The 23,406-nt window shown below is 65.1% G+C and carries 22 protein-coding genes; 18 read left to right on the forward strand and 4 right to left on the reverse strand.

What is annotated here, in order from left to right; genetic code table 11:
* The first annotated feature begins 1 nt into the window (after position 1).
* Positions 2-1,429, forward strand: a complete 1,428-nt coding sequence (locus C811_RS14160) for a phosphoglucosamine mutase (protein WP_016310375.1) — start codon at positions 2-4, stop codon at positions 1,427-1,429.
* On the opposite strand, the gene C811_RS14165 is transcribed toward C811_RS14160, so the two are convergent.
* Positions 1,426-2,181: a hypothetical protein gene (locus C811_RS14165; protein WP_016310376.1), complete on the reverse strand. Its 756-nt coding sequence runs from the start codon at positions 2,179-2,181 to the stop codon at positions 1,426-1,428. The two genes, C811_RS14160 and C811_RS14165, sit on opposite strands and share 4 nt — an antisense overlap.
* Positions 2,182-2,253: 72 nt before the next feature.
* Between C811_RS14165 and C811_RS14170 the strand changes: the two genes are divergently transcribed.
* From C811_RS14170 to C811_RS16060, 8 genes are all read left to right on the forward strand, one after another.
* Positions 2,254-3,201, forward strand: a complete 948-nt coding sequence (locus tag C811_RS14170; RefSeq protein ID WP_016310377.1) for a LytTR family DNA-binding domain-containing protein — start codon at positions 2,254-2,256, stop codon at positions 3,199-3,201.
* A 193-nt stretch (positions 3,202-3,394) separates the two neighbouring features.
* Positions 3,395-3,607 carry a hypothetical protein gene (locus C811_RS14175; RefSeq protein ID WP_016310378.1) on the forward strand — a complete coding sequence of 71 codons (213 nt, stop codon included), beginning with the start codon at positions 3,395-3,397 and terminating at the stop codon, positions 3,605-3,607.
* The gene (locus C811_RS14180) at positions 3,604-4,449 is read left to right on the forward strand and encodes an ABC transporter ATP-binding protein (protein ID WP_016310379.1); all 846 of its coding nucleotides are present in this window, start codon (positions 3,604-3,606) and stop codon (positions 4,447-4,449) included. The genes C811_RS14175 and C811_RS14180 overlap by 4 nt, the downstream gene beginning before the upstream one ends.
* A complete protein-coding gene (locus C811_RS14185; protein ID WP_016310380.1) occupies positions 4,449-5,222 on the forward strand; it encodes an ABC transporter permease in 774 nt (257 codons plus the stop codon). The genes C811_RS14180 and C811_RS14185 overlap by 1 nt, the downstream gene beginning before the upstream one ends.
* Positions 5,223-5,303: 81 nt before the next feature.
* Positions 5,304-6,707 (forward strand): sodium-dependent transporter, encoded by a 1,404-nt coding sequence (locus C811_RS14190; RefSeq protein WP_016310381.1) that lies wholly within the window; start codon positions 5,304-5,306, stop codon positions 6,705-6,707.
* A 302-nt stretch (positions 6,708-7,009) separates the two neighbouring features.
* A complete protein-coding gene (locus tag C811_RS14195; protein ID WP_016310382.1) occupies positions 7,010-7,846 on the forward strand; it encodes an Rpn family recombination-promoting nuclease/putative transposase in 837 nt (278 codons plus the stop codon).
* 213 nt (positions 7,847-8,059) lie between these two features.
* On the forward strand, positions 8,060-9,436 hold the full coding sequence (locus C811_RS14200) for an ammonia-forming cytochrome c nitrite reductase subunit c552 (RefSeq protein ID WP_016310383.1): 1,377 nt from the start codon (positions 8,060-8,062) through the stop codon (positions 9,434-9,436).
* A gap of 82 nt (positions 9,437-9,518) precedes the next feature.
* Complete coding sequence (locus tag C811_RS16060; RefSeq protein ID WP_016310384.1) at positions 9,519-10,445, forward strand: winged helix-turn-helix domain-containing protein; 927 nt, start codon at positions 9,519-9,521, stop codon at positions 10,443-10,445.
* A 41-nt stretch (positions 10,446-10,486) separates the two neighbouring features.
* On the opposite strand, the gene C811_RS0104160 is transcribed toward C811_RS16060, so the two are convergent.
* The 3 genes from C811_RS0104160 to C811_RS14210 form a co-directional block, all read right to left on the reverse strand.
* Positions 10,487-10,987, reverse strand: coding sequence for a PIN domain-containing protein (locus C811_RS0104160; RefSeq protein ID WP_016310385.1), 501 nt, complete (start codon positions 10,985-10,987; stop codon positions 10,487-10,489).
* Entirely contained in the window at positions 10,938-11,234 is a 297-nt protein-coding gene (locus C811_RS17310; protein ID WP_016310386.1) for a type II toxin-antitoxin system RelB/DinJ family antitoxin, read from the reverse strand. Before C811_RS17310 ends, C811_RS0104160 begins: the two co-directional genes overlap by 50 nt.
* A gap of 445 nt (positions 11,235-11,679) precedes the next feature.
* The gene (locus C811_RS14210; protein WP_016310388.1) at positions 11,680-12,102 is read right to left on the reverse strand and encodes a Tll0287-like domain-containing protein; all 423 of its coding nucleotides are present in this window, start codon (positions 12,100-12,102) and stop codon (positions 11,680-11,682) included.
* 59 nt (positions 12,103-12,161) lie between these two features.
* Here C811_RS14210 and C811_RS16065 point away from each other — a divergent pair, with 59 nt between their 5' ends.
* The 9 genes from C811_RS16065 (at position 12,162) to C811_RS14255 (ending at position 23,192) form a co-directional block, all read left to right on the forward strand.
* Positions 12,162-12,503 carry a 4Fe-4S dicluster domain-containing protein gene (locus C811_RS16065; RefSeq protein WP_016310389.1) on the forward strand — a complete coding sequence of 114 codons (342 nt, stop codon included), beginning with the start codon at positions 12,162-12,164 and terminating at the stop codon, positions 12,501-12,503.
* Between the two features lie 154 nt (positions 12,504-12,657).
* Entirely contained in the window at positions 12,658-13,383 is a 726-nt protein-coding gene (locus C811_RS14220; RefSeq protein WP_016310390.1) for a B3/B4 domain-containing protein, read from the forward strand.
* Positions 13,384-13,457: 74 nt separating this feature from the next.
* Positions 13,458-13,784: a DMT family transporter gene (locus tag C811_RS14225; RefSeq protein WP_016310391.1), complete on the forward strand. Its 327-nt coding sequence runs from the start codon at positions 13,458-13,460 to the stop codon at positions 13,782-13,784.
* A gap of 206 nt (positions 13,785-13,990) precedes the next feature.
* A complete protein-coding gene (gene ppk1, locus C811_RS14230) occupies positions 13,991-17,182 on the forward strand; it encodes a polyphosphate kinase 1 (RefSeq protein ID WP_016310392.1) in 3,192 nt (1,063 codons plus the stop codon).
* 26 nt (positions 17,183-17,208) lie between these two features.
* Positions 17,209-18,909, forward strand: a complete 1,701-nt coding sequence (locus tag C811_RS14235) for a hypothetical protein (RefSeq protein WP_016310393.1) — start codon at positions 17,209-17,211, stop codon at positions 18,907-18,909.
* A 498-nt stretch (positions 18,910-19,407) separates the two neighbouring features.
* Entirely contained in the window at positions 19,408-20,301 is an 894-nt protein-coding gene (locus C811_RS16070) for a class B sortase (RefSeq protein ID WP_016310395.1), read from the forward strand.
* Between the two features lie 102 nt (positions 20,302-20,403).
* Positions 20,404-21,480, forward strand: coding sequence for a phosphoribosylformylglycinamidine cyclo-ligase (gene purM, locus C811_RS14245; RefSeq protein WP_016310396.1), 1,077 nt, complete (start codon positions 20,404-20,406; stop codon positions 21,478-21,480).
* A 35-nt stretch (positions 21,481-21,515) separates the two neighbouring features.
* A complete protein-coding gene (gene purN, locus C811_RS14250) occupies positions 21,516-22,133 on the forward strand; it encodes a phosphoribosylglycinamide formyltransferase (RefSeq protein ID WP_016310397.1) in 618 nt (205 codons plus the stop codon).
* Between the two features lie 66 nt (positions 22,134-22,199).
* Positions 22,200-23,192, forward strand: coding sequence for an XdhC family protein (locus tag C811_RS14255; RefSeq protein WP_016310398.1), 993 nt, complete (start codon positions 22,200-22,202; stop codon positions 23,190-23,192).
* The last annotated feature ends 214 nt before the right edge of the window (positions 23,193-23,406 follow it).

Genomic DNA, 23,406 nt, shown 5'->3' on the forward strand with positions numbered 1-23,406 from the left:
CATGGCCCGACTGTTTGGAACCGACGGCGTGCGCGGCATCGCCAACGTGGAGCTCACCTGCGAGATGGCCTATCGTCTGGGTCAGGCTGCCGCTATGTACCTGGGAAAGACCATCGTGGTCGGGCGCGATACGCGCTATTCGGGGGACATGCTGGGCGCGGCTCTTTCCGCGGGCATCATGAGCGCCGGGGGCACGGTGCTCGAGGCCGGCATCATCCCTACGCCGGGCGTGGCCCTGCTCGTGCGTGAGATGAGGGCAGCCGGCGGCGCGGTCATCTCCGCGTCCCACAACCCGCCGGAGTACAACGGCATCAAGCTGTTCGATTCGGCGGGCTTCAAGCTGCCCGATGCCGTTGAGGACGAGATCGAGCGCTTTATCACGACTGGCGGCTTGGAAGGCCAGGTGACCCGCATGGAAGAGGCGGCGTGGGGGGCATCCCAAGAGGCGACCGACCTGCTCGCCGCCGATGCTACGAGCTATCTCGCGTCCGAGATCGCCATGCCCTCGGGCGGCTCGCTCGGCGTGACCGTGCCCTTGGAGCAGGCCCGCGAGATCTACATCGATCACGTGGTGCGCTCCATCAGCGAGCAGGGCCTTGATTTCTCCGGCCTGCGCATCGCTTTGGATACGGGTCATGGGGCCGCCGCCTTGACGAGCCCGGAGGCCCTGCGTCGCCTGGGTGCCGAGGTCATCGTCATCAACGACGACTTCAACGGCATGGATATCAACGTGCAGTGCGGCTCCACCCACCTGGAGCCCTTGCGCATGCTCTTGGCCGAGAGCGGGGCCGATGTGGGTATTGCCCATGATGGCGATGCCGATCGCGTGATGATCATGTGCCCCGACGGCACCGTGGTGGACGGCGACATGGTGGAGGCCGTGTGCGCCCTGGACATGCGCGAGCGCGGCGTGCTGGCCGGCAACACGGTCGTGTCCACGGTCATGGCGAACTTCGGGTTCGTCCGTGCCATGCGCGAGGCGGGCATCGAAGTGGTGCAGACGAAGGTGGGCGACCGCTACGTTCTGGAGGCCATGCGCGAGGGCGGCTACGCCATCGGCGGCGAGCAGTCGGGCCACATGATCCTGTTGGACCACAATTCCACGGGCGACGGCCTCATGACGGCCTGCCAGTTCCTGGCGGCGGTCATCCGCTCCGGCAAGCCCGTGGGCGAGGCCGTGGGCGTCATGGAGAAGATGCCCCAGACCCTCATCAACGTGCGGGTGCGCGACAAGCATGCTGTGGACGGCAACGCCGAGGTGGCCGCCGCCGTGGCCGCCGCGGAGGAGGCGCTCGCCGGCGACGGCCGGGTGCTCCTGCGCCCGAGCGGCACCGAGCCGGTGGTGCGCGTGATGGTGGAGGCGGCCGACCCCGCCGAGGCCGAGCGCCATGCCCAGGCCATCGCCGCTGTGGTGGAGGCCTCTGTCTAGCGCGACTCCCGAGCGCTGCGCCACGCCTTCATGCACCGGCGCAGCCAGAGCAGGGCGAGGATGAGCCACGCAACGAGGTTGGCTGCGAGCGCGGGGAGGGGAAGGCCCAGGGCGTCAGGCGTGCCCGTGGTCGCCGCGACGCAGCTGCCGGCGAGAAACCCCACAGGGCTTGCCGCGACGAGCGGCGCCCACTGCGGCCCGAGCGCACCGAACAGCGGCAGCATACCGGCAACGACGAGGGGCCAGGCCCATCCGTTCGTGCGCATCTGGTCGGCAGCGCGCAGGCCGCATCCGCAGAACAGCACGAGAACGGGCAGACTGCCCACGGCCGTCAGCAGCACGGCCGGCCCAAGACAGCCCCGAGGTGCGCCCGCGAGCGCCAGGCACACGGGGACGAGCACCGTGCATCCCACGGCGCCGACGATCACTTTCGCTGCTACGATAGCCTCCAGGCTCGCGCCTCCCCGCACCATGACGTCATAGGTGCCGTGGGCGTCCTCCTCGCTCATGGCGAACAGGGTGACGACTCCGCCCGCCTCCAGGGTGGGCAGGATCGTCGCGAAGGCCATGAGGAAAACGGCGAAGCCGGGTGTTGCGGTCAGCTCGTCGGCCAGCGTTGCGCCGAAGAGCCATGAGAAGGCCGCGGCCACCGCCGCGCACAGAAGCACCGTGGGATTGCGCAGGGCGCAACCCGCATCCCGCGCGACAAGTGCGCCGATGATGCGCGGCGTCGCGCGCTCCTGTTGCTCCATGACCGTCTTTCCTTCCCTTATCTTTCCGCTCGCCATTATAATAAACGGCGCAACCGACTGGGAAGAGAAGCCATGGCCTCAGAGACCTTCGCCACCGAATACCCCTCCATCGAAGCGCTCATCCGCGCGGAGGCGGGGCAGGCGTGCCGCAGCGTGCACGTGGAATGCGCCCGCGAGACGAGCCTGCGCGCCCGCCAGGCCGTCGCCGAGATCCAGGGTGCGCGCCGCGGTGCCTACTTTCTGGAAGACGACGGCGGTTTCGACCGCGATACGACGCGGTCCTACCTGCTCTTTTTCGCCCGGCTCGCTGGACGGGACGGCGCGGCGGTTGGGGACGCCCTGGCCCATTTTGGCCTGGAGGGGTGCGCCCGCTCTCTGGTGGCGAAGCTCGCGCCCGAGCAGCGCGCCCTGCTCGCCTTCGCCCGCATGAGCCTCTTCGAGCCGGAGCTGTGCTTCTGCGAACGGCCCCTGCTGGATTTAAGCGCTTCCTCCCGTGCCCTCGTGCTGGCGTGGATCGCCGAGCGCCATGAGGCCGGCACCGTGTTCGTCACCGTGGGCCAGCCCCTGCGCGAGGCGCTTCTTTTGCCGGGGCGGGCGTTTTGGGAAGAAGAGGGGCGCCTGTTCGCGGCCGATGTGGAGGAGGCGGACGTCGAGGAGGACGATGGCTTTTCCGACGAGGTGCGCGTGTGCAAGATCGCCGCGAAGGCCGGCGACGCCACATTGCTGCTCGACCCTCGCGACATCGACTTCATCGAGAGTGCCAACCGGGTGAACTACGCGAGCGTGCGCGGCGAGCTGTACCCCACGAGCCTCACCATGGACGAGCTGGAGGCCGAGCTTACCCGCTTCGGGTTCTTCCGCTGCCACCGCTCCTATATCGTCAACGTGCAGAAGGTGGCTCGCGTGGAGCGCTACACCCGCAACACCTTCAACCTCGTGCTGTCCGACGCGGCGCATACCTCGCTGCCGCTGTCGAAGGGCCGAGCCGAGGCCATGCGCGATCGTTACGGCTGGAAGTAGAAGCCGCTGCGGAATCTGCGCGCGGGGCCCTCCCGCCGGCCTTGCCCTACTCCTCTCGTGCGCCCGTGGGCTCCTCTCGGGCAGCCGATGCGCGCGTCGTGCAGAAGATATTGCAGGCAGCGGTCGCTTTTCCGATCATGGACCCCGTCAGTTCACCGGCGCTCTCGCGGCGCCCTGAAAGAGAGGATTTCCCATGATCACGACCCACGCCCTCACCATTCTGGTTGGTGCCCTCGCCTTCGCCTTCGTGCTTATCGGCGCGGGGGTGGTGTACCTGCAGCGCCATATCGACGAAGGCCTCGCCAAGGTGAACAAGCGCTTGGACGCCCTAGAGCCCGGCCACTCCGCCTCGGCCGAGACCGGCGACGCCGCCGTGGCCGTCGGCACCTTGAAAGCCGCTCGATGAGCGCGGCCATTCTCTCCATGGAGGCAGTGGGTCTGAGCTTCGGCGACAAGCGCGTGCTCGACAACCTCACCTTCTCGGTGCGTCGCGGCGAGGTATTCGGCTTCCTGGGTCCGTCGGGAGCCGGCAAGACCTCCACCATCAAGCTGCTTACGCGCCAGCTCTCTCGCGACGGGGGTCGCATCAGCCTGCTGGGGCGCCCTCTCGAGCGCGCGACAGAGGCCGACTATGAGCGGGTGGGCATCCTGTCGGACACGAGCGCTCTGTACGACCGCATGTCCATCGCCGACAACGTGGAGCTCTATGCGCGGCTGCGCGGGGTAGGGCGACGTCGGGTGCCCATGCTGCTTCAGCGGCTCGGCCTGGCCGAGGATGCCAAGACGCTCGTCAAGCACTGCTCGAAGGGCATGCGTCAGCGCGCGGCCCTTGCGGCGGCCCTCGTGCACGAGCCGGAGCTGCTGTTCTTAGATGAGCCGACAAGCGGACTCGACCCTGCGGCCCGTGCCGAGGTTCACAAGCTGCTCGCCGACCTGCGCGCCCGGGGCGCGACGGTGTTCCTCACCACCCACGACATGGCCGAGGCGGAGACGGTATGCGACCGCGTGGCCATCCTGGCCGACGGTGCCATTGCCGCCTGCGACGACCCCGACGAGCTGAAGTTGCGCTATGCTCGCAACCGCATCGCGGTGCGCACCCGCACGCGCGGCACGCTGGAGCTCTCCAAAGACCCCGCCGATGTCGCAAAGCTGCCCGAGCTGGCCTGTGCCGGCGAGCTGCTCGCGGTGCATTCCGACGAGCCGAACCTGGAGGAAGTGTTTCTGGAGTTGACGGGAAGGGAGTTCTGATGCAAGCGAATCTGCGCAAGTTGGGCGCCCTTATCGCCAAGGACGCCGCCGATCTCGCCAAGAACCCGACCATGATCCTGTGCGTGCTGATGCCGGTGGGGTTCGCCGTGTTCTATCGGTTCTTCATCGGGGATATGGGCCTGGCCGGTTCGCTGCGCGGCGACGGAGGCCTGGGCGCGAGCTCCCAGGTGACGTCGGTCGTCCAATACATCGTGCTGTCGATGTCGCTGTGCCTATCCATCGGTATGGGCGCCTCTGTGTCGCTCATCTACGGGCTGGCCGAGGAGAAGGAGAAGCACACCCTGCGCACGCTCATGCTGGCGAACGTGAGCGCCGAGCAGCTCATGCTGGCCAAGGGGTTCGTGGCCTTCGTCCTGACCATAGCGACCGAGTTGGTGTGCTTCGCCGTGTCGGGGGCTCCGTGGAGCCTGGCAGGGTGGTATCTGCTCCTCGGTAGCGTGGGGGCGGTGCCCGTCATCCTGGTGTCGCTCGTAGTGGGGCTCGCCTCGCGCGACCAGATGACCGCGGGCCTGTACAGCGTGCCGGTGCTCCTGCTGACCATGGCGCCCATCTTCGGCAGTTTTTCCGAGGGTATCCGCGCGGTCGTGCGCTTCGCACCCACGGGAGGCGCGGACGAGCTGCTGCGCCTTATCGTCAGCGGAAGCCTGACGCCGGCGGCTGCGGTGGCGCCCCTCGCGGTGACGGCCGTGTGGATGGTGGCGGCCGTAGTGGTCTTCAAGCTGCTCTACCGACGCCTCCTCCGCGACAACTAGCGCTCCTGCCGACGAAAAGCCGCGCCCAGACGTTCCATCATTCGCTATAGTGGTGGGCACGGAATTTTCAAGGAGGACGCTGTGGCGAACAGAAGCGACAACATCGTGGCGGAAGAGGCGCGGGCCATCGAGGTCGGCGAGGAGACGGGCGCGACGGGCGGACGGCGGCGTGACACGTGGGCCACCCACACTGGGTTCATCCTGGCCTGCGTGGGCAGTGCGGTGGGCATGGCCAATATCTGGCTGTTCCCGTACCGCGTGGCCCAGCTGGGGGGCGCGGCCTTCCTCATTCCGTACCTCATCTTCGTGGCGCTGCTCGGTTTCACGGGCGTGATCGGGGAAATGTCCTTCGGTCGCGCCATGGGCACGGGCCCCATGGGCGCTTTCGGCAAGGCGATGGAGATGCGCGGCGTGAGGAACGGCGACCGCATCGGCAAGATCATCGGCCTCGTTCCCACGCTGGGGTCGCTGGCCCTGGCCATCGGATATGCGGTGGTGCTCGGCTGGGCGTGCCATTACCTGTTCTCGGCCCTGACCGGCGAGCTCATGGCCCAAACCGATACGGGTGCCTTCTTCGGGGCCATGGCGTCGGACTTCGGCAACGTGACTTTTCACCTGCTGGGCCTGGCCGTCACCTTTGGCATCATGATCCTCGGCGTGTCCCGCGGCATCGAGAAGGCGAACAGAGTGCTCATGCCCACCTTCTTCGTGCTGTTCGTCATCATTGCCATTCGCGTGGCCATGCTGCCGGGGGCGGAAGCGGGCTATATGTATCTGCTCGTGCCTCGCTGGGAGGCGCTGTTGAACCCCACTACCTGGGTATATGCCCTGGGCCAGGCCTTCTTCAGCCTGTCGCTGGCCGGCTGCGGCACACTCGTGTACGGCAGCTACCTCAAGAAGGACGTGGATGTGGTGGATGCGGCGAAGAACGTCGCCATCTTCGACACCATTGCCGGTCTGGTGGCCGCCTGCGTGGTGGTGCCGGCGGTGTTCGCCTTCGGGCTCGATGTATCCTCCGGGCCACCGCTTTTGTTTATCACCCTGGCCCAGGTGTTCCAGGAGATGCCCTTTGGCGGCATCTTCGCCATCATCCTGTTCGTGGCCGTGGTGTTTGCTGCCATTACGAGCCTCATGAACCTGTTCGAGGCGCCCGTGGAGGCGCTCCAGGGGCAGCTGGGGCTGTCGCGAGTGGTATCGGTGGGCATCGTTGCCGTGGCTGCTGTGGCCGTGGGCTTGTTCATCGAGAACGGCAGCGCCGTGAGTGACTGGATGGACGTCATCTCCATCTACGTCATTCCCGTGGGAGCGTTCTTGGCGGCTGTCATGTTCTTCTGGGTGTGCCCGGCGGGCTTCGCGAAGCAGCAGGCGGAGCTCGGGCGCGCGAAGCCCTTGGGGAAGTGGTTCAACTTCATGACCCGCTACGTGTTCGTGGGCATCACCGCCGTGGTCATCGTGCTCGGCATCTTCTACGGCGGCATCGGGTAGGATCCCCGCCGCCCTGCGATTATCGTGCGCTCCCGACGTCCCGTCGCTTTCGCAGCGGCGGGACTTTTTGCGCGATAGGGACGGCGCATGCGGGCGGTTTGTGGGGGCAGGCGCTTCAGATGTGGTTCGGGCGTGGTTCACGGGAGACCCCATTGCGGTTCGGGCTGGTATGGGGCGGGCCTTTTCGGCGGTTCGGCGACGGCTGAAAAGGGGAATGAAATGCGACATTCTCGAGACAAGATCACGGTTTTGAGATTGTAGGCTTGAGGCAGTTTATTCCTCGATCAGCCAAAGGAGCCGCTATGCACCTGAGAAACCTCAAGTTCTCGAATCGTTGGATGTTCAATCGCGTTATGTGCCAGGAGGAGGTGTGCCGCGAGGTGCTGGGGGCCGTGCTCGGCATTCCCATCGGCGAGATCCGCTATCTCAACGCCGAACAGGCCAAAGAACCGGCAGCGGCGAGCCGCGGAATCCGCATGGACGTGTTCGCCCGCGAAGACGGGCGCGTGTACGACGTTGAGATGCAGCTGGCGCACGAGCGCCATATCGGGCGCAGGCTGCGCTACTATCAGGCGGCTATCGATGCCACCGAGCTCGGTGAGGGAGAAGGCTACGAAGAGCTGCCCGAGAGCTTTGTCATCTTCATAGGTGCCGTCGATTTCCTTGGTGCCGGCAAGCCGCTCTATACCATCGAACGCATGTGTCTCGAAGATTCCGCTGTTTCCATTGGCGATGACTCCCACTGGATCGTGCTAAATGCTTCGGCAGCAGAGCTCGTGGCCGACCCGGTGCTACGGGATTTGCTACACTACGTGCGTACGGAACGGGCCGAAGGGCCGTTGTCGCGCCAGATCGACTCGTTCGTCGAGAGGTACAACCAAGACCGAGAGTGGGTGACGAGGGTGCTTACCTATGAGCAGGACACGGAGATGCGCTGCCGTCAAGCAAGAGCGGAGGGCTTGGAAGAGGGCATGGAGAAGGGCATGGAGAAGGGTATGGAGAAGGGCATGGACCAGTTCGGGGGTCTTGTATCCTACCTCATTGACGAAGGGCGACTCGACGACGCGAAGCGGGCAGCCGCGGACGCCTCGTACCGCGATCTGCTGTTGGCGGAGTTCGAAGTCGGCGGCGGTTGTTAGGGGTCGTTCGCGACGATATTGCACATATGGCGGGGCGAGCGCGACAGCCGATCGCCTGCTATTTTGCAGGCTTTCCTCCCGAGCCCGCTTACCTTAAGGCAAGTTATTAACAAATCGCAATGACTTGGCAATATCCCAGCTATGGGATTTGCTGACTGGCGAGCGTAGGATTTCTCTCATATTCGGGGCATTGTTTTCGGAAGGAGAGGAATCATGATAGACGTACGTAGGAAAGTCGGTGCGGCGGTCGCGGTTGTATCGCTGTGCGCCATGGTGGGGGTCGGGGGCCTTATCGGATGCGCTCCCCAGGCTACGCCGGCGCCATCCACGGGCGGCGACGCGCCGGCACCCGCCGCGGCGGAATCGACGGCGGAGGAATCTGCCGGCATTGCCTCGGGCAATCTCGACAAATGGGCCGAGCAGTTCCCGCTTCAGTACAACTCGTATCATCAGAGCCCGGTGAAGGCCGACGGCAAGCATCATGGCCACTACGACCTGAAGGCGAAGCTGTTCGCGCCAGTGGTGCGCGACGGTTCGGCGCTCATCACCACTAACGAAGACGGCACGACCGATACCAACGGCGATGGTATGTACAAGATCAGTGGTTTCCATTACGATGAGGCGAGCCACCAGTGGGTTATCGACGAGGATGAATTGGGTCAGGTGAAAGCCCAGACGTTCAAGATGGGCTGCTATTCCTGCAAATCGGGCACCTTCGACCAGGTGCTGGAGCAGCGAGGTCCCGAGATTTTCACCCAGGAGGTCGACCAGGAGTTCATGGATTCAATGGACGGCCAGATCTGGGCCTGCAACATCTGCCATGGCGATATGCCCGGCACCAAGCCCACCTCCACGTTCACCTATTTCAACACAGTGGGTCGCGACGGTTTGGACGAGTTCTCCGATAACGAGAAGGCCTGCGGCCAGTGCCACAACTCGCTCGACTACCGTCATGCCATCACCGACGACGAGGTGTTCCAGAAGTTCTCCGCCTACAAGTACGGCACCGATGTGGACTCGCTTATCAAGGCCGTGAACGAGGATGACATCACCACGCTGGACGAGGAGATCGGCGTGAAGCTCGTGTGCTTCGACCACGACGAGGTGGAGTTCGCCCACACGAGCCCCATGGCCGAGCTGGGCGTCGACTGCGTGACCTGCCATATGCCGCAGTCCACCGAGGGCGGCACCACCTACACCAACCACCACGCCTCCGGCTCTCCGCTGGAGAACCCGGACTCGCTGGCCAAGTGCTTGGAGTGCCACGAGAGCCAGGGTATCAAGACCGCTGACGAGATGGTGAAGATGGTGCGCGACAAGCAGGCTGACGCCACCGCCACCTACGAGGCCGTGAAGGCCAAGCTCGACCAGGCGTACGACTTGCTGGCCGCCAAGACGGCTGCTGGTACGCCCGACGCCGACCTTGCCGAGGTGCGCACGAAGTACCAGACCGCCGACGGCTACCTGCAGCATATTCGCGGCGGCAACAACGGCATGGGCACCAAGGTGGTGCACAACGTGCCGCAGTTCTACGACCTGGCCGCTAAGGCCGACGTGCTCTGCGACGAGATGATCGCCGCGCTGAGCTAGCAACGACGAGACAGGCAGTGCCCCTCCCGGGGAACGGCGCGCCGCGAGGGGCGCCGTTCCCCTTTCCCGTTGGGATGTGACCATGGACGCAACACGCAAACCCCCGAGCCTGCGGACGCTGTCGCTTCGCGTGGCGGTGGTGATCGCCGTGATCGTCGGCGCGGCCGGCGCAGTCTACCTCGTCTGGTGCGATGGCGCCGAACAGTGCGAGGTGGAGACCAAGGTGCTCGCCGAGGCCTGCACCTTGAACAAGCAGATGACTGCCGCCTGGGACTATATCGACGATGCCCAGACGGCCATCAACACCGACAAGGACGGTAGCTACGACTTCAAGAACGTGTACTGCGCCGTCGCGGGCAAGGGCATCGCGCGTCGGTTCACCCAGACCTCCGATGGCTACGTCATCCGCTACGTGCGCGAGAACCCGCGCACGGGCACCGATGCTCCCGACGGGTTCGAGCAGCGTGCCCTGAACCATTTCACGGTGGGCGGTTCCACGGAGTACTACGAGATGTCTGAGACGAACGGCGCCCCGGTGCTCATGCTCACGGCCAAAGGCGACATCGTCGACAAGAAGATCGGCTTCCACGCGGGTGCCGACGACTACATGGTGAAGCCCTTCAACGACGAGGAGCTGCTGCTGCGCATTGAGGCCCTGCTGCGGCGGCGCGGTCGCGGCGAGAGGGCGACGCCCTCGGCAGTAGGCCAGACGGTGGTCGTGGGCGCCATGACCATCGATCCGCGGCGCTGCGAGGTGGCGGTGGATGGCCGTGTGGTGGCGCTCACGCCGAAGGAGTTCCAGATCGTGGCGACCATGGCCGAAAGCCCCGGGAAGGTGTTCACCCGGGAGGACCTCATCGAACTGGTGTGGGGGCGCGAGTACGACGCGGCCTCGGTGAGCATTCCCGTCTACATCCGCCGCATCCGCGAGAAGGTGGAGGCCGATCCCTCGAACCCCCTCTACGTGCAGACCGTCTGGGGCTTCGGCTACCGCTTGGGCGGAGAGTAGGTTGCCGATGGGGAGGAGCTCGGGGAAGGGGTTGCGATGCCTTAGGGGCCGACCTCTTCCTCGGGCGGCAGATCGACGGCGTCGTAGATGATCCCATCGCGCTCTCTGAGAACGAGCCATTCATTGGGGGAGAGGGCGGGCACCATGGAGCGCTCGAATCCCTTGGCATCGCGCGTGATGAGATAATCGGCGCGGGCTTTCTGCGCGGCGAGGGCGACGAGACAGTCCTCGTAATCGTCCCACTGAAGTCGTGCGGCAGTGGCAAGGTCGTCAGCGGTGAGCGCAACAGGGGTGATAATCTCGTAGGCCTTCAGTAGGGCCTGCTGGATGCGCTGGGAGTCTATATAGCGTTCAAGCACATAGAACGCATCTTTGGGGGATTGCGCCGCCATCCACAGGGTGGCATCGCCGAAAAAACCTGCGGCTACAATACGCTCGGCATTGGCGAAGAACGGTTCCTTTCGGCCGAGGTAGTCGATCAGCACATTGGTGTCAAGCAAGAGATTCATAGTCGGCCAATCGACGATCGCGGATAAGGGCACGATAATCTCCCTCAGGGGCGTCCTCGCCCCAGGGAATAGGCAGCGTGCTCTCTTCAACAAAGCGGGCGAAATCTGCTTGACTTTGCCTGCTGGGTGCTAGTGCGGTGGGTAGCTCGCGATGCGAGAGCACGTAGTCGAAGGCGCAGTTTATGAGATCGGACGTGGTCGCTCCAAGGGACGCTAGCACGCCGACCCCTGCGTCCTTCTTTGCCCGAGGCACCCGGGCGCTGACTAAGGTGTTGTCCATAGCGGTCCTTTCTCTGAGATGTAAAACGTATAACACATGGACAATGCAACTGTCAAGGGGAATATGCGCCACAGTCCTGAGGGGTCAAGCCGCGGCCAAGTCATGAAAGCGCAATAACTGGGCAACATCTCAGCTATGGGAGGGGAGTCTCCCGCCTTCTATCATGGAGGCGAGCAAAGTTTTTGATTGCGCATTCGCAATCGGAATGCAAATTTGCCTCTACGGGGATGGCGGTACCGCAGGCGTATGCTTCTCGTATCGGTTTGGCTGAAGACGAATGTAAGGAGGAGGCAATGGAAAAGAAGAGACTGGGCATGGGCGTGACCGTCGTCGCCCTGTGCGGTGTTCTTGCTGGCGGCATGGCCCTGGCAGGCTGCACCGGCACGGCCCCCGCTGGCGATGCTGGCGAGAAAACCCCCGCAACGGGCGCTGCAACTGAGGCGCCTCAAGTAGATGGTGAGACGGTGGCGCTTACGCCCAAGGAGTTCCAGATCTTGTCACTCATGGCCGACGCCTGCTCGAAGGCGTCGGGTGTGTCGGCGACGTTGCGCGGCGTATCGCTCACGTAGCGCACCGAGTAGTCGGTGTCGCGGGAGAAGAACGCTCCTACCGAGCGCCCGGCGATGGAACATTGCAGGCCCTTGAACTCGAAGTTGCCGGCGCTGTCGTAGTTGATCTTGTCCTGGTTCTTGTTCATGAACTCCCAGACGGCCTCCATGTTGGCCGACAGCGCCCGGGCCTGCTGCACCAGCTCGGCCTCCTCCAGCTCGGCTCTGCGGGACGATTCCCACGCCACGTTCGCCATCAGGAACGCCGCCACGACGCCGAGCACCAGCACGGCGATCTTGGTACGAAGCTTGATGCGCATGGGCGGTTCCTCCCCTCGGTTGTGCCCCGAATAGCGGTACAACCGAGGAGGAAACCATCATGGCGAGAAAAGCCTTTTACTTCGACAGCAGCCGGTGCGTGGCCTGCAAGACCTGCCAGGTAGCCTGCAAGAAGAAGAACGACCTGCCCATCGGCATCAACTACCGGGCGGTGACCAGCTACGAGGTGGGGGAGTTCCCCACGGCGAAGATGTACCACATCTCGCACACCTGCAACCACTGTCTGAATAGATGCGCACTCCGCCAGTCCGAGCAGCGTCTGACGGCCGATTGCCGCTGGGCTGCCCGTCTTGGAGCGGCGATGTGCTATCATAGTCGCAGCTTGAAGTACATAGCCTGCCGCCGGGTAGGCGAGAAGCGCTCACTGAGCGAGCATCGTTAGGCCTTTGAAGATGCTCGCCCCGTGGGCGCTTTTTGTTTGTCGAGGGTTGGCGCGGCCGTTGGGATCGCCCCGGAAGCCGGGCCACCGTTGCGGTCGCCCTGGAAGCCGGGCCGCCGCCCGCCGCCCGGCAGCACGAGGAGAAAGGATCGGAAGCATGAAGCAGTTCGTCACGGAGGAATCGTTTTGGGAGTTGTTCCCCGAGGCCCGTATCGGCATCGTGGTGGCCCACGGCATGAAGCCGACCGACGAGGTGGCTCCCGAGGACGCCGCCGCCATCGCCCGTGCGCTCGCCGAGGCCAACGGGAAGGCCGACCAGCATCTGGAGAGCAACACCATCTCCCAGAACGAGGTGGTGGCCGTGTGGCGCGACGCCTACCAGCAGTTCAAGACGAAGAAGGGCGCCCGCTGCTCCATCGAGAACCTGCTCAAGCGCGTGCTGAAGGGCAATCCCGTGGGCTCTATCACGCCCTCGGTGGATATCTACAACGCCGTGTCGCTCGCCCACGCGCTGCCCGTGGGCGGCGAGGACATCGACGCCATGGTCGGCGATATCCGACTGGGCATCACCGAGGGAGGCGACGCGTTCCGCCCGCTCGGCGAGGACGAGGACGCCCCCACCTTGGAAGGCGAGCTGTGCTACCGCGACGACGCCGGCGCCATCTGCCGCTGCTGGAACTGGCGCGACGGCGAGCGGACGGCGCTGACCGACGAGTCGGGCAAGGCCTTCCTCATCATCGAGTCGGTGGACCCGGCCCGCGCTGACGACCTTGAGGCGGCCGTCGATCAGTTGGCCGACATGGTGCAGCGCTATCTGGGCGCCGACATCTTCGCCAAGCAGATCATCACCCGCGACAACCCCACGATGGTGATCGACGAGTAGATCGACCGGACAAGGAAGCGAGGGCGCGGGCCGGCCGGCTGCCGCGCCCCGCTCCAGCGGGAAAGGAGGAGCCGGTGAACTGGCTCGTGCTCATTGCCTCGGGTGTCATGGAGTCGGTCTGGGCCATCGCCCTGGGGAAGTCGGAGGGGTTTACCCACGCCGGCCCTACCGTGGTGTTCGTCGTGGCGCTCGTGCTCTCCATGCTGGGGCTTTCCTTTGCCGTGAAGACGCTGCCCACGGGTACGGCCTACGCGGTGTGGGTGGGTATCGGCGCGGCGCTCACGGTCATCTACGGCATGGTCACCGGCTCCGAACCCGCCAGCCTCGCCCGCATCTTGCTTATCGTCGGGCTCGTCGGCTGCATCATCGGGCTCAAGCTCGTCAGCGGCGCGGAGGCGTAAGGACCCCGCGGGGCCGGCCTTGTCTTCTCGCGATGTCCTGCGGGGCCGGCCTTGCTTTCTCGCGGTGATCCGTGGGGCTGCCCCTGCCCCTTCGCTATTCCTCGGGTTTTTCCCTGTTGACGCGTAACCAGTGGTAAAATATGAAAATCGCACATTTTTGGTGTGCGGCTTCATTTTTTCGGTTAACGACGGGGAGGCGCAAGCGTATGAACCAGCAGGCATCCAAGGACGCGAACGAGACGACGACCACGTCAAAGCCCCCCTATATGCAGAATCGTGAGCTCTCCTGGCTCGATTTCAACAAGCGCGTACTTGATCAGGGTGCCGACCCTACGGTGCCGCTTTTGGAACGCCTGAACTTCATCTCCATCTTTTGGAGCAACCTCCAGGAATTCTTCATGGTGCGCGTGGGATCGCTCACCGACCTCGCGTTGCTGAAGAAGTCCATTGTCGATCCGAAATCCGGCATGACGCCGGCCGAGCAGCTGGACGCCGTGTACGCGCGCTGCCATGAGCTGTACCCTTACTACGAGGAAACTTTCGAGAACCTGCGCGGCCTGCTGGCTCAGGAAAACATCTGCCAGCTGCGCAAGGACGATCTGACCGATGAGCAGCTCGTGGCCCTGGACGACTACATGGCCGACAACGTGCTGCCGTTCCTCTCGCCGCAGATCGTGAACGCGCGCCACCCCTTCCCGCATCTGGAGAACGGCGGCCTCTATATCGTCGTGCGGCTCGACGAGCAGGCCGCTCCCAAGCAGAAGAAGACCAAGGAGGAGAAGGCTCGCGCCAAGGCCGAGAAAGCCGAGCGCGCCGAGAAGGGCGAGGGGAAGCAGTCGAAGAATCTCGGCGCCGAGGGCGTCACCCTCGGCATTATCCCGCTGCCTCGCCAGACCAACCGCGTCATTCAGCTGCCCGGCGAGGGCTTGTCCTACATGCTCGTCGAGCACGCCATCGAGATGTGGGTGCCCGAAATCTTCTCTATGTACACGGTGAAGCACACCAACATCATCTGCGTCACGCGCAATGCCGACCTGGACGCCACGGAAGGCGCCGAGGAGCAGGGCGAGGACTACCGCGAGCATATGAAGCGCATTCTGAAGAAGCGCAGCCGCCTGGCGCCGGTGCGCCTGGAGAGCGAGCGGCCCCTCTCGCGCACGGTGAAGAAGCTGCTGCTGGACAAGCTGGGCCTGGCCGAGCACCAGATCTTCGTGACCAAGGTGCCGCTGAACATGGGCTACACTTGGGGCCTCGGCGCGCGTCTGACGCCCGAGCGCCGTGCGGCCCTCACCCAGAAGCCCTTCGCTCCCCAGTGGCCGGCATGCCTGGATCGCAACCGCTCTATCATCGAGCAGGTGAGCGAGCGGGAGGTGCTGCTGTCCTACCCCTACCAGTCCATGGACGCTTTCGTGCGCCTGCTGCACGAGGCGGCCAACGACCCGGCCGTCATTTCCATCAAGATCACCCTGTACCGCCTGGCCAGCCAGTCGCATCTCGCCGAGGCCCTTATCGCCGCGGCCGAGAACGGCAAGGAGGTCACGGCCTTGTTCGAGCTGCGGGCCCGCTTCGACGAGTCGAACAACATCGAGTGGTCCCAGCGCTTCGAGCAGGCCGGCTGCCACGTCATCTACGGGTTCCGCAACTTCAAGGTGCATTCCAAGATCTGCACCATCACGCGCCAGACCGAGGATGGGCTCCAGCACATCACCCAGCTGGGCACCGGCAACTACAACGAGAAGACGGCGAAGCTCTACACCGACTTCTCGTTCATCACCACCGATGCGCGCATCGGCGCGGATGCGGCCGACTTCTTCCGCAATATGGCGCTGGAGAACACCTCCGACGACTACAGCATCCTGTGGGTGGCGCCGCTTATGATCAAGCAGAACATCATGCGCAAGATCGACGAGCAGATTGCCCTGGCGAAGGCTGGCAAGCCCTGTGGGCTATTCTTCAAGACGAATTCCATCACCGACAAAGAGGTGATCGATAAGTTGGTGGAAGCCTCCCAGGCTGGGGTGGAGACCCATCTGTTCGTGCGCGGCATCTCGTGCCTTCTGCCCGGGGTTGCCGGCTATACCGATCATGTGCACGAGGTGTCCATCGTGGGCCAGCTTTTGGAGCACAGCCGCATCTACGGCTTCGGTCCGCGCGAGGGGTGCGAGATCTACCTGTCGAGTGCCGATCTTATGACGCGCAACATGGACAAGCGCATCGAGATTGCCTGGCCCATTTTGAATCCGGTGCTGCGCGAGCAGGTGCTGGGGTATCTGGACATCAGCTGGTCGGACACGGCGAAGTTGCGCGAGCTTCTGCCTGACGGCTCTTACACCCCTCTTGGGTTTTTCGCCCAGGCCGATGAGGCGGGAAACGTTGAGCTGTTCGATTCTCAGAAGTACCTCATCGCCGAGGCGCAGCGCATGCGTCTGGCCGCCGCCGAGCTGGCCGCGCGCCACGAGGCCGAGCGCGCCGAGGACCGCCGGGTCGTGTTCCCGCTGGGGCGCGTGGAGACGAGCACGCCCGATATGCCGGAGGTGGTGACCGAGGAGGAGTCGGAATTCGTCGTGCGCGAGGATGCGATACCGGCCGAGGTCCCGGTGGCCGAGCCGGCAGCTGCCTCAATGGCCGATATCGCGGAGGGGCGTGCAACCGATGTGGTCGACGAGGCCCTGGCGGCCCTGCGGGGCGTGGCGGGGACGTCTCGGTCTGAGGGCGATTCGGAGGCGGCGCAGGATCTTGCAGCGGGGAAGTCGGCGCCGGCCTCCAAGACCGAGGATGCGGAGGCGGTGAAGCCTGCTGCTGAGGCGAGGCTCGCGCCCGAGGCTTCGTCCGAGCCTTCGGTTGAGGCGACCCCCGCGCCTGAGGCCCCCGCGTCGGCGGCCGCGGTGATGGCGGTTGCCGCCGGGGCCACGGCCGCCTCGGTGCTGCAATCGGCGGCCGTGCCGGCGGCCTCCCTCTCTGCGCCCGAGGCGAAGCACGCGGTGGCGGCTGCTCCCGCGGCGACCGAGAAAGCGCCCAAGCATGCCGCTCCGGCCCCCTCGTCGGCTCCGACCCCCGCAGCTCCCGCGCTGGCTCCCTCGTCGGCGCCTGCCCCTGCAGCGACGACGCCGGCGGCCCCTGCGCCCTCGGCTCCGGCTCCCGCAGCGACGAAGCCGACGGCCCCTGCGCCCTCGGCTCCGGCTCCCGCGTCGGCGTCGACTCCGGCTGCCCCGGCTACCCCCGCGGCGACCCTGGAGCCCGACCCTTTTGCTCCGGCCGCGGAGATCGTCGATCCGGCGAGCCCCTCCGCGGCGACGGTGCGCGAGACGCTGCCGACCGAGTGCGTGACGACCGAGATCGTGACGGCGCCGAAGAAGCTGGGCTTTTTCGGTCGCCTGCTGAAGCTGCTGTTCGGCTAGAGATCATCGAGGAGGGCGTTCGTTCCATGCTGGAGACCGTTGATTTCAACCAGAAGAAACTTCCCAAGGCCGCCTACAAGCAGGAATGGGACGAGCTCATCGAGAAGCTCGTCGTGCTCCAGCAGCAGGCGCATAACGCCGGGGTGGGGCTCGTGGTGCTGTTCGAAGGATGGAACGGCGCCGGCAAGGGCAGCCGCATTTCCGACCTCATGTACAATCTGGACGCTCGTTCCACCGGCGTCTACGTGGGGCTCGACCTCGATGCCGATAAGGCCCGCGAGTTCGCCGGCCGCGAGTGGGGCGTGACGGGCTACTACCCCATCATGCAGGACTTCTGGAAGGCCCTCGGCGAGCGCAACTCCATCACCTTCTACGATCGCGGTTGGTACTCGGCGGTTATCCAGTCCATGATGTACAGCGCGCCGGCCAAGCTGCTGCTGCCCAAGGAGGAGGAGCGCCACTATCTGGACTCCATTCACGACTTCGAGCGCCAGTTGACCGCCGACGGTTACATTGTGGTGAAGTTCTTCGTGCACATGACCAAGGAGGCGCAGGTGAAGCGCTTGCGCAGCCTGCACGATGATCCAGCGACCCGCTGGCGGGTCACCGATAAGAAGCTGCACAGCCATCACGGCTACGAGGCCGCCTACGAGCTGTATGACCGCCTGCTGGAGCGCAGCGACTACCCCTTCGCCCCGTGGGTGCTGCTGAACGGCGAGGACAAGCGTCGTTCGAACCTGACCATCGCCCGCACGCTTGTGGAGGCGCTGGAGCAGGGCCTGCGCCAGAAGGAGGCCAATGACGCTCTGCGCGGTGCGTTCTCGGCGCACCAGGCCGAGCTGGAAGCCCAGTTCAACTTGGAGGACCTGGAGGGCGTCGGAGACGGTGCCGCTCCGGGACGCGGCATGCTGTCGGGCGCGCGTCTGACGCGGGCGAAGGCCCAGGCCGAGACTGCCCACGATTTGGCGCCTCGCGAGTCGCGCTTCGCCATCGTGGAGGACTACCCGCAGGTCGATTTCATCGATCACAGCCTGGCCGCCGATCCCGAGACCTACAAGCAGACGCTGAGGGCCTTGCAAGCGCGCCTGTTCCGCCTGGAGAACATCATGTTCCAGCGTCGGGTGCCCCTCATCCTTATGTACGAGGGCTGGGATGCCGCGGGCAAGGGCGGCAACATCAAGCGCGTGGCCCAGGCCCTCGACGCCCGCGCTTACAACATCTTCCCGTCGCCGGCCCCCACCAAGCCCGAGCTGGCGCATCCGTTCCTCTGGCGCTACTGGACGCGTCTGCCCAAGGCGGGGCATGTGGGCATGTACGACCGCAGCTGGTACGGCCGCGTGCTCGTGGAGCGCGTGGAGGGCTTTGCTACCCCCGAGGAGTGGAGCCGCGCCTACGACGAGATCAACGAGTTCGAGCATGATCTGGTGGATTGGGGCGCCATCCTGCTGAAGTTCTGGGTGGACGTGAGTCCCGAAGAGCAGCTGCGCCGCTTCCAGGATCGCGAGACGGATCCGACCAAGCAGTGGAAGATCACCGAGGACGACTGGCGCAATCGCGAGAAGTACCCCCAGTACAAGGCCGCCATCGACGACATGTTCCGCCTGACGAGCACCACCTTCGCCCCCTGGATCGTGTTGGAGTCCGACGACAAGAAGTACGCCCGCCTGAAGGCCCTGCGCATCATCGTGGACGCCCTGGAGCAGCGCCTCGGCGTAGAGGGGCTGTAGGAAGGCCGCCTATCTGCCTGGCGAGCGGAAGCCTTACCCGGCGAGATGCTCCGCTTTTCGCCGGGTGCGGTGTCCCATACGAGAAGCGGGCCGTCGCATTCGGCTGGCTTATCCCGCCTACCGCGCTGGCTGTCGGCCGCTTCGGGGTTTTTCTTGCGAAAACGGGCTCTTCACGGTACTATGAACCCAACATCAGCAAGGAGACGGGGCGCGTGGGAGCGCGGGCCCCGTGGCATAGAAGGAGCCCGGTATGTCGTTGTTCGGATTTGAAGTGCCCATGGAGGCTATTTGGGTCGTGGTGGCCATTATCGTGCTGGTCATCGTGGTGTTCATCGCCAAGGGCTTCATGGACGAGATGAAGAAGTAGCATCGCGGAGAGGCCCCTTCGGGGGCCTTTTTTGTTTTGGGCCGGCCGTCCGGTACGCACGCCCCGATAGGGGGCGGTAGCGTTGCGGCAGGCGATGATGGTAGGGTCGATCGCTGGGGAAGGGAGCCGAGGTGGCGACCGAAGAGCAGGACAAGAAGAAGAAAAAGAAGAAGGGCGGCTGCCTGTGGCGCCTGGTGTTCTGGGTGGCGCTGCTTGTGTTCATTGCATCGGTGGGCGTTTTGGGCTACCTGGCGTGGACCTACTGGGCCGGCCAGAACGAGTACGACGAAATCGCCAGCCGCGCCTTCCCGAACGAGGATACGACGACCTTGGCCGACATGGTGGTCGACTGGGATGCGCTGCGCGAGATCAACCCCGATGTCGTGGCCTGGGTGTACGTGCCGGGTACGGTGATCAACTACCCGGTGGCCCACAAGGAGGGCGACTCGGAGTACTACCTGCATCACAACTTCAGCCTGGGCGAGGGCAAGTTCGGCGCCGAGTACGGATCCATTATGCTCTCGGGTGAGAACAAGGGCGACTTCTCGGACGAGGTGAACATCCTCTACGGCCACCATATGCGCAACGGGAGCATGTTCGCCCCCTTCGCGGAATTCCGCGAGAGCGAGGCGTTCAACAAGCACCGTACCATCTACCTGCTCACTCCCGGCGGCAACTACCGCCTGCAGACCTTCGCCGTGGAGCACGTGCCCATGACCCACGCCTCCATTGCCACGCCGAACTATCCGACCGATCAGGAGTTCAACGACTTCAAGCAGTGGCTGCTGGACGAGTCGGTGGTTACGCCCGACCCGGATACGTCCTCTACCGTGGCCGATGCCACGAAGCTCTTCGGCTTCTGCACCTGCGACGGCGCCGACAACACCTGGCGCTACATCACGTTCGCCGACGTGGCCGAGTTCGTGCCGGCCGAGCATGTGGGCGATCCGAACTACAGCGGCAAGAAGGTGAAGGACAGCCAGGTAGACAAGATCGAGGGCGAGGTAAAGGAGCGCACGGAGTAACCGACGGGGCGCCGCCGGCTTCTCTTGCCGGCGCCTCTGCGCGGGACGATGCGCGTGTCGCCTATAATGATGAGCAGCAAGATCGGCTTCGAAAGGAACCCCATGGAAAACCAGAACAGCGTGACCTATGCCCAGGCCGGCGTTGACATCGTGGAGGGCGCCCGCGCGGTGGACGCCATCAAGGACACGGTGCACTCCACCTACCGCCCCGAGGTGGTGGGCGACATCGGCGGCTTCGGGGGGCTGTTCTCCATCGCCGCGGCCAAGGCCATGGACGATCCGCTGCTGGTGTCCGGCACCGACGGCGTGGGCACGAAGCTCAAGGTGGCCCAGCGCTTGGGCGTGCACGACACTGTGGGCATCGATTTGGTGGCCATGTGCGTGAACGACATCCTGGCCACAGGTGCCGAGCCGCTGTTCTTTCTCGATTACGTGGCCGTGGGCAAGCTCGATTCCGAGGCCATGGCCAAGATCGTCGGCGGTATCGGCGAGGGCTGTCGCCAGGCCGGCTGCGCGCTCATCGGCGGCGAGATGGCCGAGCACCCCGGCGTGATGGATCCCGATGACTACGACCTGTCCGGCTTCTGCGTGGGCCTGGTGGATCGCCCGCGCATGCTCGATCCCGAAAGCGTTCGCGAGGGCGACGTGCTCATCGGCCTGGCCTCCTCCGGCCTGCACTCCAACGGCTATTCCCTGGCCCGCAAGGTGTGCGTTGAGGGTCGCAGCGAAGAGGCGCTGCACGAGGCCCGTGAGGACTTGGCCGGCCAGAGCATCCTGGAGGCCCTGCTTACCCCCACGCGCATCTACGTGAAGCCGGTACGCGCCGTGATGGACGCGGTGCCCGGCGGCATCCGCGCGCTCGCCCATATCACCGGCGGCGGCATTACCGAGAACCTGAACCGCGCCCTGCCGGCCGGCGTGAACGCCGAGGTGGACCTGGGCACGTGGCCCCTTCCGCCTGTGGTGCGCTTTGCCTGCGGCGAGGCGAACCTGTCGGAGGCCGAGGCCCTGAAGACTTTCAACATGGGCCTGGGACTCGTGCTCATCGTGGATCCCGAGAAGGCCGAGGCTGTGGAGGCCGCCCTGGCCGAGGCCGGCGAGCAGACCTTCCGCGTCGGCCGTATCGTTGCCGGTTCCGGCGAGGTGCAGTACACGGGCGAAGGCGCCCTGTTCGCGTAGCGTCCGCGCTTTTCCAGTCAAGAGAGGGGAATGGGATGACCGACAAGCTGAAGATCGGCGTGCTGCTTTCTGGCAGCGGTACCAACTTGCAGGCCATTATCGATGCCATCGCGAACGACGGGCTGCCCGTGGAGATCGTGCACGTGCTTTCCTCGCGCCCCGATGCCTACGGCATCGAACGCGCCCGAACCGCGGGCATTCCCGTGACGGTGTTCGACCGCACCGTGTACGAGGACCGCGAGGCCGCCGATGGGCGCATTGCCGCCATCATGGCCGAGGCCGGAGCCGAGTACCTGGTCATGGCCGGCTACATGCGCAAGCTCACGCCGGTGGTGCTCGATGCTTTCCCCGACCATGTGCTGAACCTGCATCCGGCCCTGCTGCCCTCCTTCAAGGGTGCGCACGCCATCCAGGACGCGTGGGATGCTGGCGTGAAGGTGACCGGCGTCACCGTGCATCTGGCCAACGAGGACTACGACAAGGGCCCCATTGTGGCCCAGCGCGCCGTGCCCGTGCTTGAGGGCGACGACATCGACGCGCTTGAGGCGCGCATCCACGAGACCGAGCACGTCATCTACCCCGAGGTGCTGCGCGCCATCGCCGAGGGGCGCATGACCATGGACGAGCGCCGCATCATCCATATTGCCGAGTAGGCAGCTTAAGGGCGGCCCGGGGCCGCCCTTTCTTTATGCGATCTGCTACGAGAATCGAGGAATACCATGAAACGTGAGACCATAGAGGCGATCATCGCCGATGTGCGCGCGGGGCGCGTGCCGGAGTTGTCCGTGGCGGATTTCCCGGCGTTCTCCGAGGAGGCCACGGCGGGCGATCCGCATATCGGCCCTGAGACGCTGGCCGCTATCGGCGCCGCGCTGAGCGAGGCCGACATTCCCACCTTCGAGCGGGCGCTCGCCGCCATGGACGAGGGCGATTTGGCCTGGCTCGGCTTCAAGGTGGTCTACGACGCCGCGGCAGCCCAGGCCAATGTGGACAACGAGGTCACCAAGAAGTACGGCGAGGTGGGCTCGGCCGATGGCGAGCCGCTTGTGTTCTTCTGCAACGACGCTAAGGAGATCGTCGCCTCCCGCGAGCTGTCGCCCCGCGACATCTTCCAGGCCAAAGACGTCACGCGCGGCCCTTCGATGCACAACGACCAGTTCGACGGTCTCACCTGGGCGAGCGAGCCGCTCTTCGGCAAGGTGCGCGTGTGGCTGCTCGGCGCGTCGGATGCGGCGGTGGAAGTGGCGGTGCTCGCCGAGCACGTGGGCTTCCATGTGATCGCCGTCGACTACGATCCGGCCTTCCTCAACGCCGAGCGTTTCCCAGGCGCCGAGCGCATCATGCTGCACGGCGGCAACTTCGACGAGCTGGCGAACATGCCGGCGGCACCTGAGGACTATGTGTGCGTGCTCACCCGCGGGCACATGTTCGATCCCGAGAGCTGCGTTTGGGCGCTCCAGAACGGCGTGCACTACGTGGGCATGATGGGCTGCGCGGGGAAGAACTCCACGGTGCACGACCTTGTGGTGGGCGCCGGCATCTCCGAGGCCGACTGGGATCGCGTGAAGCGGCCCATCGGGCTCAAGTTCGGGGCGAAGACCCCGGCGGAGCTGGCTATCGCCATCGTGGCCGAGCTCGTGGACGTGCGCTATCGCGAGCGCTACAGCGACGAGGCCCGCGCGCGCCATGAGAAGAGCCTGGGGCGGGAGTAGCCGCACAGCTTTCCCTACGGGCTCGCCAGGCGGTTTGCGGGATGCGCTGGTGGGGGGCGGTACGCCCCTTCGCCAGCGAGCCGCATCGCCTCTGGTGGATAGATCTGGAGCCGTTCCTTCGGGGACGGCTCTTTTATGTCATAATACCGCCGTCAATGGCTCATCGGGCCGCGGTATGCGGTGCGGATGCGCGCGGGCGGCACGAGTCGCGCGC

The organism is Adlercreutzia caecimuris B7 (assembly GCF_000403355.2).
In the GTDB taxonomy this organism is placed as follows: domain Bacteria; phylum Actinomycetota; class Coriobacteriia; order Coriobacteriales; family Eggerthellaceae; genus Adlercreutzia; species Adlercreutzia caecimuris.

Excerpts from the sequence above, each read along its gene's own strand:
- C811_RS14160 (WP_016310375.1), top strand. The coding sequence starts at position 2 with ATGGCCCGACTGTTTGGAACCGACGGCGTGCGCGGCATCGCCAACGTG.
- C811_RS14165 (WP_016310376.1), bottom strand. The coding sequence starts at position 2,181 with ATGGAGCAACAGGAGCGCGCGACGCCGCGCATCATCGGCGCACTTGTC.
- C811_RS14170 (WP_016310377.1), top strand. The coding sequence starts at position 2,254 with ATGGCCTCAGAGACCTTCGCCACCGAATACCCCTCCATCGAAGCGCTC.
- C811_RS14175 (WP_016310378.1), top strand. The coding sequence starts at position 3,395 with ATGATCACGACCCACGCCCTCACCATTCTGGTTGGTGCCCTCGCCTTC.
- C811_RS14180 (WP_016310379.1), top strand. The coding sequence starts at position 3,604 with ATGAGCGCGGCCATTCTCTCCATGGAGGCAGTGGGTCTGAGCTTCGGC.
- C811_RS14185 (WP_016310380.1), top strand. The coding sequence starts at position 4,449 with ATGCAAGCGAATCTGCGCAAGTTGGGCGCCCTTATCGCCAAGGACGCC.
- C811_RS14195 (WP_016310382.1), top strand. The coding sequence starts at position 7,010 with ATGCACCTGAGAAACCTCAAGTTCTCGAATCGTTGGATGTTCAATCGC.
- C811_RS14200 (WP_016310383.1), top strand. The coding sequence starts at position 8,060 with ATGATAGACGTACGTAGGAAAGTCGGTGCGGCGGTCGCGGTTGTATCG.
- C811_RS16060 (WP_016310384.1), top strand. The coding sequence starts at position 9,519 with ATGGACGCAACACGCAAACCCCCGAGCCTGCGGACGCTGTCGCTTCGC.
- C811_RS17310 (WP_016310386.1), bottom strand. The coding sequence starts at position 11,234 with ATGGACAACACCTTAGTCAGCGCCCGGGTGCCTCGGGCAAAGAAGGAC.
- C811_RS14210 (WP_016310388.1), bottom strand. The coding sequence starts at position 12,102 with ATGCGCATCAAGCTTCGTACCAAGATCGCCGTGCTGGTGCTCGGCGTC.
- C811_RS16065 (WP_016310389.1), top strand. The coding sequence starts at position 12,162 with ATGGCGAGAAAAGCCTTTTACTTCGACAGCAGCCGGTGCGTGGCCTGC.
- C811_RS14220 (WP_016310390.1), top strand. The coding sequence starts at position 12,658 with ATGAAGCAGTTCGTCACGGAGGAATCGTTTTGGGAGTTGTTCCCCGAG.
- ppk1 (WP_016310392.1), top strand. The coding sequence starts at position 13,991 with ATGAACCAGCAGGCATCCAAGGACGCGAACGAGACGACGACCACGTCA.
- C811_RS14235 (WP_016310393.1), top strand. The coding sequence starts at position 17,209 with ATGCTGGAGACCGTTGATTTCAACCAGAAGAAACTTCCCAAGGCCGCC.
- purM (WP_016310396.1), top strand. The coding sequence starts at position 20,404 with ATGGAAAACCAGAACAGCGTGACCTATGCCCAGGCCGGCGTTGACATC.
- purN (WP_016310397.1), top strand. The coding sequence starts at position 21,516 with ATGACCGACAAGCTGAAGATCGGCGTGCTGCTTTCTGGCAGCGGTACC.
- C811_RS14255 (WP_016310398.1), top strand. The coding sequence starts at position 22,200 with ATGAAACGTGAGACCATAGAGGCGATCATCGCCGATGTGCGCGCGGGG.